Here is a 15,973-nt window from a genome sequence, read left to right as displayed (position 1 = left end):
TTACTCGCTCCTTTTTGGCGGGGGCACAGTGACGTCCCCCGTGAGATCGTAGGTCACCATGGTCTCGCCGGATTGCGGCCGCTCGAGCCAGTCCTTGTGGCGCATCGACAGATGCACGTCACGCACGCCGGCTTCCCAATGCTCGACCATCGCGACATGCGAGAAATCGTAATCCTTGGACGAGGATTCGTAATTTTTGCTGCGGTAGATCAGGTGCACCACAGTCACAGTGCTTTCGCGCGATACCTTGGCAAGGAATTCCACGGAAGGGTCGTTCTTGAGATAATCGGGCAATTTGGAAATCAGGTCGCGCACGGCCCTGCGGGCGTTGTGCACCTGCTTGTTCTTGTCAGTGTTCATCCGCGTGCGGCTGGAGAAGCGGATGTCCTTCTCGCGCTCGGTCGCCTCGAGCAGCGAGGTCGGCAGATCGCCGCGGGCGCTGAACAGGTCGATCTGGAAGATCAGAAGATCGCGGTCGATCTCGGCGTCGAGCACGTAGTCGAGCGGCGTGTTGGAGGCGATGCCGCCGTCCCAATAATGCTCGCCCTCGATGACGATGGACGGAAACCCGGGCGGTAGCGCGCCGGAGGCCATGATGTGCTCGGGGCCGATTTTCTTGCCGAGCTTCCTGAACTCGAAATTGTCGAAATATTTGAAGTTGCCCGAGGTGACGCCGACCGCGCCGACCGACAGCCGCGTCTTCAGATCGTTGATGCGGTCGAAATCGACCAGTCGCTCCAGCGTCTTCTTCAGCGGTGCGGTGTCGTAATAGCTCTCGGCCTGCGGGCTGCCGGGCGGCCAGAGCGGCGCGGGCGGGATGCGCGGCGTGAAGAAGCCTGGCACGCCGAAGGTCGCGATCAATGCGGCGCTGGTCGAGTTGAACAGTTCGCGGCTGTGATCGCTCTTGCCGATCGGCTTCCACGGCACCGGCGCGGAGACCATCTCCCAGAATTCCTTGAGCCGCTTGACGCGCGTCTGCCCTTCGTTGCCGGCGATGATCGCGGCGTTGACCGCGCCGATCGAGATGCCGGCGACCCAGTCCGGCTCGAAGCCGGCATGGCAGAGCGACTGATAGGCGCCGGCCTGATAGGAGCCGAGCGCGCCGCCGCCCTGGAGGACCAGGACACGTTGCGCGTTCGCGGGGATTGTTGCGACTTCTGGACTATGATCGGTCATGCGGGAACAGTAGCAGATGGCGAGCGACCGTGGCGACAGTCTGCCGCGGCGTCAATGCATCCCGGGATCAAGTCTGGCTTATCGGGAGTCCGTCGAGGCCAGGATCATGGTCCAGAACACCTTGTATTTGGTGCCGGGAGCATAGCCCGCCGCGATGCCTAATTTTGTGACACCGCTCTTGAGCATGTTGGCGCGGTGGGGGGGCGAGTCGCGCCAACCCGAAAACGCTTCCGCCAGCGTGTGATAGCCAGCCGAGACGTTCTCTACTGCAACGGTCGCCGGATAGCCGCCGGCGCTGAGGCGCTTGGCCAGCGGCGCGCGGACGTCATGGTCCATCTTGTTGGCCGCTGCCATGGCCTGGGACTGGGATTCGGCGAGCCGCATCAATTCGGGGTCGATCACGACGGTCCCGAGCCCGTTGTTCTGGCGGTATTGCGAAATCATGATCGCTGCCGCCTGCGCATCGAGCTTTGCGCCCGGGACAGCCATATCGTCATACATCGAGGGTTGCTGGACCGGTGCTTCGTTGCCGGCGCAGCCGGCGAGCAGCAAAGTGATGAGTATTGCGGCCGCGGCGCGCATGAACAGGAGCCCCCAAAATCAGGGGCCGTTGTTGCATACCAACCGTGGCTGAAAGGTGAATATTGAGGAAAAATTGAGCCTTTGATCCCGCTCAGGTGCCCGCAAATATCCGGTAGCGGCGGGGCTCCAGGCCGATCGTGTCGCCGGCGCGCAGTTCCCTGTCGCGGGGAGCGTCGATCTCGATGGTCTCGCCGCCAGCGAGTGCCACCTCGGCCCGCTGTACGGGACCGAAATTCCGGACATGCCGCACGGCGCCCTCGAAGGCCCCGCTGCCGGGCGGGCCGACCAGCATGTCGTGTCGCCGCACGAACAGTCTTGACGCGCCAGGCGCAAGCCCATCTGCCGCGAGCTGAAGCGGCCGGTCGCCGAGCGTGATGAGACCGTCGGCGATCAGCACCGGAAGCTCGATGGATTCGCCGATGAAGCTGTGGACGAAGGCGGTCGCGGGGCTCTCATAGACGTCATCGGGCGAGCCGATCTGCTCGATCTTGCCCTTGTCCATCACCACCACGCGGTTGGCGACTTCGAGTGCCTCCTCCTGGTCATGGGTGACGAAGATCGAGGTGACGTTGATCTCTTGGTGCAGCGAACGCAACCATTTGCGCAGCTCCTTGCGCACCTTGGCGTCGAGCGCGCCGAAGGGTTCGTCGAGCAGCAGGATGCGCGGCTCGATCGCGAGCGCGCGGGCCAGCGCGATGCGCTGGCGCTGGCCGCCGGAGAGCTGGCTCGGATAACGGTCGGCGAGCCAGTCGAGCTGCACGAGATCGAGCAGCTCCTTGACGCGCGCGCGGATGGTCGCTTCGTCCTTGCGGATCGCGCGCGGCTGCACGCGCAGCCCGAAGGCGACGTTCTCGAACACCGTCATGTGGCGGAATAGCGCGTAGTGCTGGAACACGAATCCGACGTGCCGCTCGCGCGCCCCCTGCGCCAGCGCATCCTCGCCGTTGAAAGACACCTCACCGGAATCGGGCCAGTCGAGGCCGGCGATGATGCGCAGCAGCGTTGTTTTGCCCGAGCCGGACGGACCGAGCAGCGCCAGCAGCTCGCCGTCATTGACCTTGAGGTCGACGCCGTCGAGGGCTTTGAAGCTGCCGAACTTCTTGACGAGATTCCTGACTTCAATGCTCACTTGCGTCGTGTCCTTCGTCGAGATGATTTTCGAGAACGGTCTTGGCAATCAGCGTGATCAGCGCCAGCATCGCCAGCAGCGAGGCGATCGCGAACGCCGCGACGAACTGGTATTCGTTGTAGAGAATCTCGACCAGCAGCGGCATCGTGTTGGTCTCGCCGCGGATATGGCCGGAGACCACTGAGACCGCGCCGAACTCGCCCATCGCGCGCGCGTTGCAGAGCAGGACGCCGTAGAGCACGCCCCATTTGATGTTGGGCAGCGTGACGCGGAAGAAGGTCTGCAGGCCCGAGGCGCCGAGCGAGATCGCGGCCTCCTCCTCTTGCGTGCCCTGCTCCTGCATCAGCGGGATCAACGCACGCGCCACGAAGGGGAAGGTCACGAAGGTGGTCGCAAGCGCGATGCCGGGCACCGCGAACAGGATCTGGATATCGTGATCGCGCAGCCAGCCGCCGAAATAGCCCTGCGCGCCGAACAGCAGCACGAAGACGAGGCCCGAGATGACGGGGCTGACCGAGAATGGCAAATCGATCAGCGTGATCAGGAAGGTCTTGCCCGAGAATTCGAATTTTGAAATCGCCCAGGCCGCGACCAGGCCGAAGACAAGATTGAGGCCGACGGAAATTGCCGCAACCAACAGCGTCAACTTGATTGCGGAAAGCGCTTCCGGGTCGGCCAGCGCGGCGAAATAGGCGAGGACTCCCTTCGAGAAAGCCTGCGCGAACACCACGACCAGCGGCAGCACGACGAAGACAGAGAGAAAGGTCATCGCCAGCGCGATGATGACGATGCGGACCGCGCGCGGTTCGGTGCGCAGGTTATTCCGCGCGGCCGCCGCATGCGCGCGTGTCTTGGCGTCGGGAGCCGAGAGCGAAACCGAATCTGCGATCTGCATCGTCATGATCCGCCCTCAGCGTGCCGGGATCCGGCTCTGCGCCCAGCGCTGGAGCCGGTTGACGGCGAAAATGATGACGAAAGACACGACCAGCATGACCACCGCGATGGCGGTCGCGTCGGCATAGCGGAATTCGGAGAGGCGGATCACGATCAGCAGCGGCGCGATCTCGGAGACGTTGGGCAGATTGCCGGCGATGAAGATCACCGAGCCGTATTCGCCGACGGCGCGTGCGAAGGCGAGCGCCAGCCCCGTGAGCAGCGCCGGGCCGAGCGAGGGCAGGATCACGCGGATGATGGTCTGCCAGCGGCTCGCGCCAAGACTTCCGGCGGCCTCCTCGATCTCAGGGTCGAGGTCCTGGAGCACCGGCTGCACGGTGCGCACCACGAAGGGGATACCGATGAAGATCATGGCGACGAAGATGCCGACCGGTGTGAACGCCACCTTGATGCCGGCCGCCGCAAGCGGCGCGCCGAGCCACCCCTTCTCGGCGAACAACGCGGTCAGCGCGACGCCGGCGACCGCCGTCGGCAGCGCAAAGGGCACGTCGACGATGGCGTCGAACAGCCGCCTTCCCGGGAAGCGGTAACGCACCAGCGCCCAGACGATGATGCTGCCCATCACGAGATTGACGCAGGCGGCCGCAAAGGCGAGTCCGAAGGATACGCGCAACGCATTCAGGGTGCGGCGGCTGGAGAGGATGTTCCAGAACTGCTCGGGGCTCAGCTCAAGCGATTTCAGGAACAGGCCCGCGAGCGGAATCAGGATGATGATCGACAGCCAGGACAGCGTCAGCCCCATGGTGAGACCGAAGCCCGGCAATGTCCGGCGTCGTGCTGCGATTGCGCTCACCAGGCCCCCTGTTTAAGCCCCGCCGACAGCGCCCGATCAGTTCTTGTAGATCTGATCGAAGACGCCGCCGTCGGCAAAATGTTCCTTCTGCGCCTTGGTCCAGCCGCCGAAAAGTTCGTCGATCGTGAACAGCTCGACCTTCGCGAAGGAGTTTTCGTGTTTCTTTGCGATCTCGGGATCGCGCGGACGATAGAAATTGCGCGCCGCGATTTCCTGACCTTCCTTGGTATACCAATATTGCAGGTAGGCGTCGGCGGCGTTGCGGGTGCCTTTTTTATCGGCAACCTTGTCGACGATCGTCACGGGCGGTTCCGCCAGGATCGAGAGCGGCGGCGCCACGATCTCGAATTTTTCCGGACCGAATTCCTTGAGCGCCAGGTACGCCTCGTTCTCCCAGGCGAGCAGCACGTCGCCGACGCCGCGCTCGACGAAGGTCACGGTCGCGCCGCGCGCGCCGGTGTCGAGCACCGGCACCTGCTGATAGAGCTTTCCGATGAAATCCTTGGCTTTGTCCGCCGAGCCGTATTTCTTCTGCGCAAAGCCCCAGGCCGCCAGATAATTCCAGCGCGCGCCGCCTGATGTCTTCGGGTTCGGCGTGATCACGGCGACGCCCGGCTTGAGCAGATCGTCCCAGTCCTTGATGCCCTTCGGATTGCCCTTGCGGACCAGAAACACGATGGTCGAGGTATAGGGCGACGAGTTTTGCGGCAACCGCTTCTGCCAATCAGCCGTCGCGAGGCCTTTGCTGGCGATGGCGTCGATGTCGTAGGCGAGCGCAAGCGTCACCACGTCCGCCTGCAATCCGTCGATCACGGCGCGCGCCTGCGAACCGCTGCCGCCATGCGACTGCTTGATCTCGACGCTCTTGCCGGTTTCCTTCTGATAGGCTGCCGCGAACGCCTTGTTGAACTCGACATAGAGCTCACGCGTCGGATCGTACGACACATTCAGCAGATTGATGTCAGCGGCGAGAGCCGAGCTTGCCAACAAGCCTGTCACGAGCAGTCCTGCAGCGAGCGGAACGATACGGCGCATCATGTCCATCTCCATTCGCATCAATGACGTCGGCGTCATCGATGGCAGGCATAACTCGGGTCGAAACGCGCTTAAGTCAACGGAACCGGATTTTCTTGTTCGTAGCAGGGCAGCGTGACCATGCTACGAAGTCTTCATCGTGTGGATGCCGCATTCCGTCTTGGCCCGGCCGCGCCAGCGACCGGCACGCTCATCCTCGCCTTCGGCCGTTCTGCTCGTGCAAGGCATACACCCAACCGACAGGAATCCGGACGCAACCAGAGGATGACGCGGCAATTTGGCACGGGCGAAGATCGCTTCGAGTTCCTCGCGCGAAACATTGGCGAAGGGATTGAACTTCAACCGTGCACCGTCGTCCTCGACCACTGGAATGTCGGCGCGCGCGCTGCCCTGGAAGCGCTTGCGGCCGTTGAGCCACGCATCGAACGGCTTCAGCGCCCGCGCCAACGGCTCGACCTTGCGAATACGGCAGCAGGCGTCGGGATCGGAGAACCAGAGGTCGCGGTCGGGATCCTCGCGCGACAGCGTCTCCTCGGCGGGCTTGATCGAGCGGACGTCCTTCAGGCCCAGCGTCGCGATCAGCGTGTCGCGATAGGTCAGCGTCTCCTCGAACAGCCAGCCGGTGTCGAGGAAGATCACCGGGATCGCCGGATCGACGTCGACCATGACCTTCAGCAGCGTCGCCGATTCCGTGCCGAAGGACGACACCAGCGCGAGCTTGTCGCGACCGACCGTCTTCAACGCAGCGGCGATGATTTCGGCGGGCGAGGCATCGCGCAAGGCGCGATCGAGCTCCTCCGCCGAGGGCAGCGCCGAGACGGAGATTGACGACACCGGAGAGGCGATTGCGTTCACGTGCCGACACCCTCGGAATGACGCAGTTGCATGCGCCGGTGCAGCGCCGTGATCCGGCCGTCGCCGGTGGGCTGGTAGAATACCGAGTAGCGCTTCGCGGTCTGCATGAAGGCTTCCGCGTCGGCCTGCTTCTTGACGTCGAAGGAATCGAAGCCCGCGCGCAGCATGAACACGAACTGGTCCCGCAGGATCTGGCCCGTCGCACGCAATTCGCCGCGGTAATTGTAGCGCTCGCGCAGCAGCCGCGCCTGGCTGTAGGCGCGTCCGTCGCGGAAGGTCGGGAACACCAGCGCGACGACGGCGATCTTGCCGAGATAGGGCACCAGCTCGGCGATGTCGCGATTGTTCGGCCAGATCACGCCGACCTTGCCGTTCCGCTTGAGCAACGTATCCGCCTCGCCCACGAAGCGTTCGGCCGGCACCAGGATGTCGCCGCCCTCGGGCAGCGGCGTGTCGACGGCGAGCTTGACGAAGCTGTCGTCGGCGATCTTTCCGCCGTTAACGAGTGGCATAAACGCGCTCCTTGAAGGGTTCGACGCCGAGGCGCTTTACGGTGTCCATGAACAGCTCTTCGGGCCGCTCGCGCAGCGCTAGATAGGCTTCCACGATGTCCTCGACCACGTCGGCGACCTCGTCGAACTTGACGCCGGGGCCGATCAGATTGCCGAGCGCGGCGCTCTCGTCGGCGCGCCCGCCGATGGTGATCTGGTAGACTTCCTCGCCGTTCTTTTCGACGCCGAGGATGCCGATGTGACCGACATGGTGATGGCCGCAGGCGTTGATGCAGCCGGAGATGTTGATGTGCAACCGGCCGATCAAATTGGCCAGCTCGTGATTGGCGAAGCGCCGCGTCAGTTCCTGCGCGATCGGGATCGAGCGCGCATTGGCCAGCGAGCAGTAGTCGAGCCCCGGGCAGGCGATGATGTCGGTGATCAGATTGACGTTCGGCGTCGCGAGGCCGAGCTTGTCGAGCGCCTTCCACAACGCCGGCAGGTCGCGCTTGGCAACGTGCGGCAAAGCGAGGTTCTGCTCGTGGCCGACGCGGATCTCCCCGAAGGAATATCTGTCGGCGAGATCGGCGAGCGCATCCATCTGCTCGGCGGTGGCATCGCCCGGAGGCGCGCCGATCGGCTTCAGCGAGATCGTGACAATGGAATAGCCCTGGACCTTGTGCGGGGCCACCGAGTTCTTGCGCCACGCCTCGAAATCCGGATCGGCCGCGGCCTGGCGCAGCTCGTCCGGCATGTGCGGCAGCTTCTCGTAGGCGGGATAGGTGAAGCGCGAGCGGATGTCCTCGACCACCTCGTCGTCGATCTGGAGCGAGGAGTTGCGGATGTGCTGCCACTCCTCCTCGACCTCGCGCGAGAACTTCTCGATGCCGAGCTCGTGCACCAGGATCTTGATGCGCGCCTTGTAGATATTGTCGCGGCGGCCGTACTGGTTGTAGACGCGCAGGATCGCTTCGATATAGCTGAGAATGTCGCGGCCATGCACGAAGTGCTTGATAGTCTTGCCGATGAACGGCGTGCGCCCGAGCCCGCCGCCGACCAGAACCTCGAAGCCGGTCTCGCCCTTCTCGTTCTTGATCAGCTTCAGCCCGATGTCGTGGATCTTGATCGCGGCGCGGTCGTGGTCCGACGCGGTGATCGCGATCTTGAACTTGCGCGGCAGGAACGAGAATTCCGGATGCAGCGTGGTGTGCTGGCGGATCAGCTCCGACCAGACGCGGGGATCCTCGATCTCGCCGGGCGCGACGCCGGCCCACTGGTCCGAGGTGACGTTGCGCATGTTGTTGCCGGAGGTCTGCATCGCATGGATGCCGACCTCGGCGAGATCGGCCAGCGCATCCGGCAGCTCGGCGAGCTTGATCCAGTTGAACTGGATGTTCTGCCGCGTCGTGAAATGGCCGTAGCCGCGGTCGTATTTGCGCGCGACGTGGGCGAGCGCCCGCAACTGGTTGGACGCCAGCGTCCCGTAGGGGATCGCGACGCGGAACATGTAGGCGTGCAGTTGCAGATAGACGCCGTTTTGCAGCCGCAGGATCTTGAACTCGTCCTCGGTGAGCTCGCCGGACAGGCGGCGCTTCACCTGGTCGCGGAATTCCGAGACGCGCTCGTTGACGAGCGTGCGGTCGATTTCGTCGTAAGCGTACATGAGAGAATGCCTTAAACCTGGACCGGCTGTCCGATGGTCACGCCGGTGCGGCGGATCTGTTCGCGCAGATTGCCGGGTTCGACCTTGCCGTCGGCGCCGACCTGTACCGGGGCGATATAGGGACCGATCGCGCCCACGTCATCGGCCACGGACTCCGCAAGCAACGCTTTCGCCTCGTCGGAGTTGCGCACGATCGCGGCTTCCGAGAGGTCGGCAGACCAGCCGTTGGCGGCGGTGCGGTACACCACGATGCCGTCCCAGGTGCGATTGGCGGTCACGACCGAGGGGCCGGCGATTTTGATCTTTTTCTGTTCAAGCGGGGAGGTCATTCGGCTGCATCCAATAGGTCAGAGATGATTTGCTTTGGGGTTTGGCGGCGAAGCGATCCGGCATGCCGGACCACATCGCCGATGATGAGAATGGCAGGCCCGCCGTTGGTCCGTCGCACCAGCTCAGGCAGGTCGCGCAGCGTGCCGATCGCGCCTTGCGCATCGGGGCGCGTGACGCGGGCGAACACGCCGACCGGCGTCTCCGGCGAACGGCCGGCGGCAAACAGGCCGGCGCGTATAGCGGGCGCAGCCGTCATGCCCATGTAGACCACGACGGTCATCCTGGCGTCGGTCAGCGTCGACCAGTCCACGACTTCCGCGTCGCGCGCCTTGTGCGCGGTGAGGAAGGTGATGCGGGTTGCTTCGTGACGGTAGGTGAGCGGCACCTCGAAATCGGCGGCACCGCCGAGGCCTGCGGTAATGCCGGGAATGATCGAATAGGCAACGCCGGCAGCACGCAGCGCTTCGACTTCTTCGCCGCCACGGCCGAACACGAAGGGATCGCCGCCCTTCAGCCGCACCACACGCTGGCCGGATTGCGCGGCCTCGATCATGCGCTTGTTGATGGCGTCCTGCCCGATGCCGGGCTTGCCGACGCGGCGGCCGACGGGCACACGCGTCGTGTCACGGCGGATGCGATCGAGAATTTCAGGCGAGACCAGTTCGTCGTGGAAGACGATATCGGCATCCTGGAGCGCGCGCAGCGCCTTGATGGTGAGCAAATCCGGATCACCTGGACCGGCGCCGACCAGAGCGACCGAGCCTTCCGGCTTGTCGCCCCGCGCAAACGCGGATGGATCGGAAATCGCCTTGAGCGCTGCGTCCGCCTCGCCTTTGCGGCCGGCCAGAATGGCAGCGCCAATCGGGCCGTCGATGACGCGCTCCCAGAAGCGGCGGCGCAGCGGAAACTCGGCAATACGTTCGTTGACGGATTTGCGGAAGCCGCCGATGAACTCGGCGAGCTCGCCGATGCGCGCCGGCAGCAGCGCCTCGATCTTCTCGCGCACGCGCCGCGCCACGACCGGCGACGTGCCGCCAGTGCCGACGGCGACCACTACATCGCCGCGATCGACGATCGCCGGAAAGATGAAGCTGGAATGCTCGAGATCGTCCATGACGTTGACGGGCAGGCCGAGCGCCTTGGCGCGGGCCGACATCGCCACGCCGACATCGCCTGCGCCGGCGCAAACGACGGCGATGATTCCCGAGAGATCGGCGGTCAGCGGATCGGCCGCCGCAATGTCGATACGCGCGGCGTCCTCGGAGCTCAGACCCAGGTCCTGATTGCCGTCGATCGCATGCACGCGAATGCGCGCACCGGCCGCAGTGAGCACGCGCAGCTTGGCGCGCAAAAGCTCACCCGCACCGATGAGGACCACCGGACCGGCCTTGAGATCGAGGAACACGGGCAAGAACCGCATACGATACTCGCTTCCCCCACATCCGGGGTTGACTGGAATTATTTTCTATATATGTGTTGTTTCGAGCGCGCAAAGAGAAAATTTTTTCTTCTCCCTTGCACTGCAACTATAGAATTTTCGCCTCCAAACGCAAAGTGGCAGAGATGCATCTTCTCAAGGACAATTCCACTGCTGGCGGGCTGAGCAGCCCCGCTCTCGCCGAGCGCGTGCCCGCGCAAGAATTTTCTGCCGACCTGGCACCGAGCATGGACCATCTCGACCAGCTCGAGGCCCAGAGCATCTACATCTTCCGCGAGGCTTTTGCCCGTTTGAAGAAGATCGCCCTGCTGTGGTCGCTCGGCAAGGACTCCAACGTCATGATCTGGCTGGCGCGCAAGGCGTTCTTCGGCCGTCTGCCGTTCCCGGCCCTCCATGTCGACACCGGCAAGAAGTTTCCGGAGATGTATCGCTTTCGCGATCACTACGGCAAGGAATGGGATCTCGATCTGCGCGTCGAGCCCTGCCCGCCGATTGATGCCGTCGACCCAACGCTGCCGCCCGCCGCCCGTTCCGCCGCGCGCAAGACCGAGGGCCTCAAGATGGCGCTCGGCAAATACGGTTTCGACGGCCTGATTGCCGGCATTCGCCGCGACGAGGAGGCGACGCGCGCCAAGGAGCGCGTGTTCTCTCCGCGCGGCCTCGAGGGCAATTGGGACGTGCGCGACCAGCCGCCGGAGTTCTGGGATCATTTCAATGCGTCGCCGCCGCAAGGCGCGCATTTGCGCATCCATCCGATCCTGCATTGGACCGAGTCCGATATCTGGGCCTACACCAAGCGCGAGAACATCCCGATCATCCCGCTGTATCTGTCGCAAAACGGCAAGCGCTATCGCTCGCTGGGCGATCAGGACATCACCAATCCGGTCGCCTCAAACGCGTCGAACATCGACGAGATCCTGATCGAGCTCGAGCAGACCAAGGTGCCGGAACGTTCCGGCCGTGCGCTCGACCACGAGACCGAGGACGCTTTCGAGCGCCTGCGCGTCGCCGGCTATCTCTGATCAAGGACGCGAGCGTCGTATGAACATGATCGTCACCCCCGCATCGCCTGCGACCCCGAACGGCACCACGCGTCCGCAGGTCCGCATCGTCATCGTCGGCCATGTCGACCATGGCAAGTCGACGCTGGTCGGCCGCCTGCTGCACGAGACCGGCAGCCTGCCCGACGGCAAGCTCGAGATGCTCAAGGCCGTCAGCGCGCGGCGCGGCATGCCGTTCGAATGGTCGTTCCTGCTCGACGCGCTCCAGACCGAGCGCGACCAGGGCATCACCATCGACACCACGCAGATCCGCTTCCGCACCAATTCGCGCGACATCGTGCTGATCGACGCGCCCGGCCACGCTGAATTCCTGCGCAACATGATCACCGGCGCCTCGCAGGCCGACGGCGCGGTGCTGATCATCGACGCGCTCGAAGGCGTGCGCGACCAGACAAGGCGGCACGGCTATCTCCTGCATCTGCTCGGCGTGAAGCAGGTCGCGGTCGTCGTCAACAAGATGGACCGCGTCGACTTCTCCGCCGAGCGCTTCAAGGAGATCAGCGACGAGATCTCGGAGCATCTGCAAGGCCTCGGTGTGAAGCCCACGGCCGTGATCCCGATTTCCGCCCGCGACGGCGACGGCGTCGCCGAGCGCACCGCCCGCATCGGCTGGTACAAGGGTCCGACCGTGGTCGAAGCGCTTGATGGACTCGAGCCGGCGCGGCCGCTGGAAGCGCTGGCGCTGCGCCTGCCGGTGCAGGCGATCTACAAATTCGACGATCGCCGCATCGTTGCGGGCCGGATCGAATCCGGCAGCCTGGTCGCCGGCGACGAAATCGTGATCATGCCCGCCGGCAAGATCGCCAGGATCAAGACGGTCGAGAGCTGGCCGGTGACGCCGGTCGCGGGCCGACAGGGTGCGGGCCGCTCGGTCGGCATCACGCTCGACCGCGAGCTGTTCCTCGAACGCGGCGATATCATCGCGCATACGAACAGCGCGCCGCGCGAGACGCGGCGGCTGCGCGCGCGGATCTTCTGGCTGCACGACAAGCCGCTGGCCAAGGGCGACCAGCTCCTGGTTCGCTGCGGACCGAAGGAAAGCCGCGCCACCGTCGTCGCAATCGAGAAGGCGGTCGATCCGGGCGAGCTGTCGAGCGTCGAGAACAAGGCGATCGGGCGCAACCATGTCGGCGAGATCGACATTTCCCTTTCGAATCCGATTGCCACCGATCCCTACACGGAGAATCCGCGCACCGGCCGTCTCGTGATCGAGGTGTCCGGGCGCATCGCCGGCGGCGGTCTCGTGCTGTCGGTCGACGCCGGCCAGCGCGCTGTGCCCGTCGACATCGTGCCGGTGGAATCCGCGCTGCGGCCCGACGAACGCTCCGCGCGCTATCGTCACAACGGCGCCGTGGTCTGGCTCACCGGCTTGCCCGCCTCCGGCAAGTCGACTCTCGCAAAAGCGCTGGAGCGGCGGCTGTTCAGCAATGGCGGCTCGCCGATCCTGCTCGACGGCGATACGCTACGCGCCGGGCTCAACAGCGATCTCGGCTTCTCGACCGCCGATCGCAGCGAGAACATCCGGCGTCTCGCTGAAGTCGCCACGCATCTCGCTCGCAACGGCCACATCGCCATTGTCGCCGCCGTCTCGCCCGCCCGCGAGGACCGCGCCACCGCGCGCCGCATCGCCGACACTTCGTTCCGCGAGATCCACGTCGCGACGCCTGCGGAAATTTGCGAGGAGCGCGACCCCAAGGGCCACTACAAGAAGGCCCGCGCCGGCACGCTCGCGTCGTTCACCGGCATCCTCAACGACTACGAGACGCCGCAAGCCGCTGAGCTCGTGATCGACACGTCGACGCGGACGGTCGCCGAGGCGGCGGACGAGATCGAACAGATGCTCAAGACAACCGGCGTGCTGTTCGACGAACTCGTGGACCTCGCCGCGAATATTTGAGCCGGGCTGCTGCCCCGCTGTCGTCGCCCGGCTTGACCGGGCGACCCAGTATTCCACCGACAGCAGTGATTCAGCCGAGAGGCCGCGGCGTACTGGATTCCTCGCTTTCGCAGGGGATGACACCGTACGTGGGCCGCCCACCTCGCCTTGACATTTTGACAACTTTTGGGGGCCTTCTCACGGCCCCGATTTTGGGGCTAATAAGACCCCGAAAGCCGCTCCTTGGAGCGCATTTTGCTGCTGTCGGGTCAAAAGCAGCCAAAAACAGCCATTTCCAACGAGAAAGCCCATCATGAAACGCGTCGACGCCCACGGATTGAAGATTGCTCCCGTCCTGTTCGATTTCATCGCCAAGGAAGCGGCCCCGAAGACGGGTATCGCGCCGGATGCGTTCTGGGCCGGGCTTGCCGCCATCATCAAGGAGCTGGGCCCGAAGAACCGCGCGCTGCTGGCGGTGCGCGACACGCTGCAGGCCAAGATCGACGACTGGCACCGCGCCAACAAGGGCAAGGCGTTCGACCTCAATGCCTATACCGCCTTCCTGAAGGAGATCGGCTATCTCGTCCCGGAGCCGGCGACGCAGACGGTCGAGACCACCAATGTGGACGAGGAGATCGGCAAGATCTGCGGCCCGCAGCTGGTCGTGCCCCTGACCAACGCACGCTACGCGCTGAATGCGGCGAATGCGCGTTGGGGCTCGCTCTATGACGCCTTCTACGGCACCGACGCGATCCCGCACGATCCGTCCGAGAGCGGCAAGGGCTACAACAAGGCGCGCGGCGACAAGGTGATCGCAAAAGCGAAAGCCTTCCTCGATGCCGCCGTGCCGTTGGCGACCGGCAGTCACACCGACGTCACCGCCTGTAGCGTGGTCGCAGGCCAGCTCGCGGTGAAGCTGAAGAGCGGCAACGCCACCGCGCTGAAGAACGCCGCGCAATTCGCGGGCTTCCAGGGCGACGCAGCCGCACCGAGCGCGGTGCTGCTCTCCAACAACGGCCTGCATGTCGAGGTGAAGATCGACCGCAGCAGCGCGATCGGCAACGACGATCCGGCCGGCGTTGCGGACATGGTCATGGAGTCCGCGGTCTCCACGATTCTCGACATGGAAGACTCGGTCGCGGCCGTCGATGCCGAGGACAAGGTGCTGGTCTATCGCAACACGCTCGGCCTGATGAACGGCACGCTGTCGGCCGATTTCGAGAAGGGCGGCAAGACGCTGACGCGCTCGCTCAATGCCGACCGCAGCTACAAGACGCCTGACGGCAAGGGCGAGATCAAGCTGCACGGCCGCAGCCTGCTGCTGATGCGCAATTGCGGTCACCACATGTTCACCGACGCGGTGCTGGACGACAAGGGCGAGGAAATTCCGGAAGGCCTGCTCGACGCCGCCGTCTCCGGGCTTCTTGCCGTGCATGATCTGAAAGGCAACTCCAAGGTCAAGAACAGCCGCACGGGATCTGCCTATATCGTCAAGCCGAAGATGCACGGCCCCGACGAGGTGTCGCTGACCTGCGAGATCTTCGACCGCGTCGAGAAGATGCTGTCGCTGCCCGAGAACACGCTCAAGGTCGGCATCATGGACGAGGAGCGGCGCACCACCGTCAACCTCAAGGCCTGCATCCAGCGCGCCTCCAAGCGCATCATGTTCATCAACACCGGCTTCCTCGACCGTACCGGCGACGAGATCCACACCTCGATGGAGGCGGGTCCGATGATCCGCAAGAACGAGATGAAGGCGCAGCCCTGGATCAAGTCCTATGAGGATTGGAACGTCGACATGGGCCTGACCTGTGGCCTGCCCGGCCATGCCCAGATCGGCAAGGGCATGTGGGCCGCGCCCGACAAGATGGCGGACATGCTGGCCCAGAAGCTCGCCCATCCGCAGGCCGGCGCCACCACCGCCTGGGTGCCCTCGCCGACGGCCGCGACGCTGCACGCGCTGCACTACCACCAGGTCAACGTCACCGCGCGCCAGCAGGAGCTCGCCAAGGGCGGCCCACGCGCGAAGCTCGAAGACATCCTCACCATCCCGGTGTCGAAATCGAACTGGGCACCCGACGACGTCAAGCAGGAGATCGACAACAACTGCCAGGGCATTCTGGGCTATGTCGTGCGCTGGATCGACCAGGGAGTCGGCTGCTCCAAGGTGCCTGACATCCACGACGTCGGCCTGATGGAAGACCGTGCCACCTTGCGCATTTCCAGCCAGCACCTCGCCAACTGGCTGCACCAGGGCGTCATCACCGAGGCGCAGGTGATGGAATCGCTCAAGCGCATGGCGGTCGTCGTCGACAAGCAGAATGCGGGCGATCCCATCTACAAGCCGATGGCGCCCGCCTTCGACGGCACGGCCTTCAAGGCGGCTAGCGACCTCATCTTCAAGGGCCGCGAGCAGCCGAACGGCTACACCGAATACATCCTCACCACCCGCCGCCGCGAGGCCAAAGCGGCGGGGTAGGCCCGAATCACCGAGCAGCAAAGCCCCGGCTCACGCCGGGGCTTTTTTGTTGGAGCCGTAGCCCAGATGGAGCGAAGTGTAATCCGGGGCCGCTATGGTTTGGGGCAAGAC

14 protein-coding genes are annotated in these 15,973 nt (G+C 64.5%); 3 read left to right on the top strand and 11 right to left on the bottom strand.

What is annotated here, in order from left to right:
• The 11 genes from IVB45_RS03905 to cysG all read right to left on the bottom strand — a co-directional run bounded on the left by IVB45_RS03905 (window position 1) and on the right by cysG (window position 10,428).
• On the bottom strand, window positions 1-1,176 hold the full coding sequence (locus tag IVB45_RS03905; protein WP_247359523.1) for a patatin-like phospholipase family protein: 1,176 nt from the start codon (window positions 1,174-1,176) through the stop codon (window positions 1-3).
• 78 nt (window positions 1,177-1,254) lie between these two features.
• Window positions 1,255-1,758: a CAP domain-containing protein gene (locus tag IVB45_RS03900; protein WP_247359522.1), complete on the bottom strand. Its 504-nt coding sequence runs from the start codon at window positions 1,756-1,758 to the stop codon at window positions 1,255-1,257.
• 91 nt (window positions 1,759-1,849) lie between these two features.
• Entirely contained in the window at window positions 1,850-2,887 is a 1,038-nt protein-coding gene (locus IVB45_RS03895) for a sulfate ABC transporter ATP-binding protein (RefSeq protein ID WP_247359521.1), read from the bottom strand.
• Complete coding sequence (cysW, locus tag IVB45_RS03890; RefSeq protein WP_247359520.1) at window positions 2,877-3,788, bottom strand: sulfate ABC transporter permease subunit CysW; 912 nt, start codon at window positions 3,786-3,788, stop codon at window positions 2,877-2,879. The genes IVB45_RS03895 and cysW overlap by 11 nt, the downstream gene beginning before the upstream one ends.
• Before the next feature lie 9 nt (window positions 3,789-3,797).
• Window positions 3,798-4,634, bottom strand: a complete 837-nt coding sequence (gene cysT, locus IVB45_RS03885; RefSeq protein ID WP_081747971.1) for a sulfate ABC transporter permease subunit CysT — start codon at window positions 4,632-4,634, stop codon at window positions 3,798-3,800.
• Between the two features lie 36 nt (window positions 4,635-4,670).
• Entirely contained in the window at window positions 4,671-5,672 is a 1,002-nt protein-coding gene (locus IVB45_RS03880) for a sulfate ABC transporter substrate-binding protein (protein ID WP_247283740.1), read from the bottom strand.
• A gap of 120 nt (window positions 5,673-5,792) precedes the next feature.
• On the bottom strand, window positions 5,793-6,524 hold the full coding sequence (locus IVB45_RS03875) for a phosphoadenylyl-sulfate reductase (protein ID WP_247359519.1): 732 nt from the start codon (window positions 6,522-6,524) through the stop codon (window positions 5,793-5,795).
• Window positions 6,521-7,036 carry a DUF934 domain-containing protein gene (locus IVB45_RS03870; RefSeq protein WP_247283721.1) on the bottom strand — a complete coding sequence of 172 codons (516 nt, stop codon included), beginning with the start codon at window positions 7,034-7,036 and terminating at the stop codon, window positions 6,521-6,523. Before IVB45_RS03870 ends, IVB45_RS03875 begins: the two co-directional genes overlap by 4 nt.
• Window positions 7,023-8,678: a nitrite/sulfite reductase gene (locus IVB45_RS03865; protein WP_247359518.1), complete on the bottom strand. Its 1,656-nt coding sequence runs from the start codon at window positions 8,676-8,678 to the stop codon at window positions 7,023-7,025. The genes IVB45_RS03870 and IVB45_RS03865 overlap by 14 nt, the downstream gene beginning before the upstream one ends.
• An 11-nt stretch (window positions 8,679-8,689) precedes the next feature.
• Window positions 8,690-9,007 (bottom strand): DUF2849 domain-containing protein, encoded by a 318-nt coding sequence (locus IVB45_RS03860; RefSeq protein ID WP_247359517.1) that lies wholly within the window; start codon window positions 9,005-9,007, stop codon window positions 8,690-8,692.
• The gene (gene cysG / locus IVB45_RS03855) at window positions 9,004-10,428 is read right to left on the bottom strand and encodes a siroheme synthase CysG (protein WP_247359515.1); all 1,425 of its coding nucleotides are present in this window, start codon (window positions 10,426-10,428) and stop codon (window positions 9,004-9,006) included. Before cysG ends, IVB45_RS03860 begins: the two co-directional genes overlap by 4 nt.
• Window positions 10,429-10,673: 245 nt before the next feature.
• Here cysG and cysD point away from each other — a divergent pair, with 245 nt between their 5' ends.
• The 3 genes from cysD (at window position 10,674) to IVB45_RS03840 (ending at window position 15,862) form a co-directional block, all read left to right on the top strand.
• Window positions 10,674-11,468 carry a sulfate adenylyltransferase subunit CysD gene (gene cysD, locus IVB45_RS03850; RefSeq protein ID WP_027570229.1) on the top strand — a complete coding sequence of 265 codons (795 nt, stop codon included), beginning with the start codon at window positions 10,674-10,676 and terminating at the stop codon, window positions 11,466-11,468.
• Between the two features lie 19 nt (window positions 11,469-11,487).
• The gene (gene cysC, locus IVB45_RS03845) at window positions 11,488-13,404 is read left to right on the top strand and encodes an adenylyl-sulfate kinase (RefSeq protein ID WP_247359514.1); all 1,917 of its coding nucleotides are present in this window, start codon (window positions 11,488-11,490) and stop codon (window positions 13,402-13,404) included.
• A 292-nt stretch (window positions 13,405-13,696) separates the two neighbouring features.
• Window positions 13,697-15,862: a malate synthase G gene (locus IVB45_RS03840; protein ID WP_247359513.1), complete on the top strand. Its 2,166-nt coding sequence runs from the start codon at window positions 13,697-13,699 to the stop codon at window positions 15,860-15,862.
• The last annotated feature ends 111 nt before the right edge of the window (window positions 15,863-15,973 follow it).

The sequence above is a fragment of the Bradyrhizobium sp. 4 genome (assembly GCF_023100905.1).
In the GTDB taxonomy this organism is placed as follows: Bacteria; Pseudomonadota; Alphaproteobacteria; order Rhizobiales; family Xanthobacteraceae; genus Bradyrhizobium.
This window is presented reverse-complemented; position numbering and strand designations above follow the sequence as displayed.

Excerpts from the sequence above, each read along its gene's own strand:
- IVB45_RS03900 (WP_247359522.1), bottom strand. The coding sequence starts at position 1,758 with ATGCGCGCCGCGGCCGCAATACTCATCACTTTGCTGCTCGCCGGCTGC.
- cysC (WP_247359514.1), top strand. The coding sequence starts at position 11,488 with ATGAACATGATCGTCACCCCCGCATCGCCTGCGACCCCGAACGGCACC.
- cysD (WP_027570229.1), top strand. The coding sequence starts at position 10,674 with ATGGACCATCTCGACCAGCTCGAGGCCCAGAGCATCTACATCTTCCGC.
- cysW (WP_247359520.1), bottom strand. The coding sequence starts at position 3,788 with ATGACGATGCAGATCGCAGATTCGGTTTCGCTCTCGGCTCCCGACGCC.
- cysG (WP_247359515.1), bottom strand. The coding sequence starts at position 10,428 with ATGCGGTTCTTGCCCGTGTTCCTCGATCTCAAGGCCGGTCCGGTGGTC.
- IVB45_RS03840 (WP_247359513.1), top strand. The coding sequence starts at position 13,697 with ATGAAACGCGTCGACGCCCACGGATTGAAGATTGCTCCCGTCCTGTTC.
- IVB45_RS03880 (WP_247283740.1), bottom strand. The coding sequence starts at position 5,672 with ATGATGCGCCGTATCGTTCCGCTCGCTGCAGGACTGCTCGTGACAGGC.
- IVB45_RS03870 (WP_247283721.1), bottom strand. The coding sequence starts at position 7,036 with ATGCCACTCGTTAACGGCGGAAAGATCGCCGACGACAGCTTCGTCAAG.
- IVB45_RS03860 (WP_247359517.1), bottom strand. The coding sequence starts at position 9,007 with ATGACCTCCCCGCTTGAACAGAAAAAGATCAAAATCGCCGGCCCCTCG.
- IVB45_RS03905 (WP_247359523.1), bottom strand. The coding sequence starts at position 1,176 with ATGACCGATCATAGTCCAGAAGTCGCAACAATCCCCGCGAACGCGCAA.
- IVB45_RS03865 (WP_247359518.1), bottom strand. The coding sequence starts at position 8,678 with ATGTACGCTTACGACGAAATCGACCGCACGCTCGTCAACGAGCGCGTC.